This window comes from Limosilactobacillus portuensis (genome assembly GCF_014838735.1).
Lineage (GTDB): Bacteria > Bacillota > Bacilli > Lactobacillales > Lactobacillaceae > Limosilactobacillus > Limosilactobacillus portuensis.
In genome coordinates this window covers 1-287 of sequence record NZ_JABUXQ010000120.1, presented here as the reverse complement: position 1 = coordinate 287, position 287 = coordinate 1, and the positions used below count along the sequence as shown (strand labels likewise).

Below are 287 nucleotides of genomic sequence, written 5' to 3'. Positions count from 1 at the left end.
TACCGGCGCTATCTGCACAGCTTCGACGAGGCAGTGCCTTTCAACCAGATGCCTGGCACCTTCACCCCCTGGCAGGATCTGCCCGGCGAGACGGATCTGCTGTTCTACGAAGGACTGCATGGCGGTGTGGTCACGGGGGAGCACAACGTGGCGCGGCACGTGGACTTTCTCATCGGCGTGGTGCCCATCGTCAACCTGGAGTGGATCCAGAAGCTCATTCGCGACACCTCGGAACGCGGCCACTCCCGCGAGGCGGTGACCGACTCCATCGTGCGTTCCATGGACGA

The 287-nt window shown here is 63.1% G+C and carries 1 protein-coding gene; it reads left to right on the top strand.

The window, feature by feature from the left end; translation table 11 throughout:
• Positions 1-287, top strand: a 287-nt coding sequence (locus HUK49_RS10820; protein ID WP_459562908.1) for a hypothetical protein, incomplete at both ends; no start/stop codon positions are given.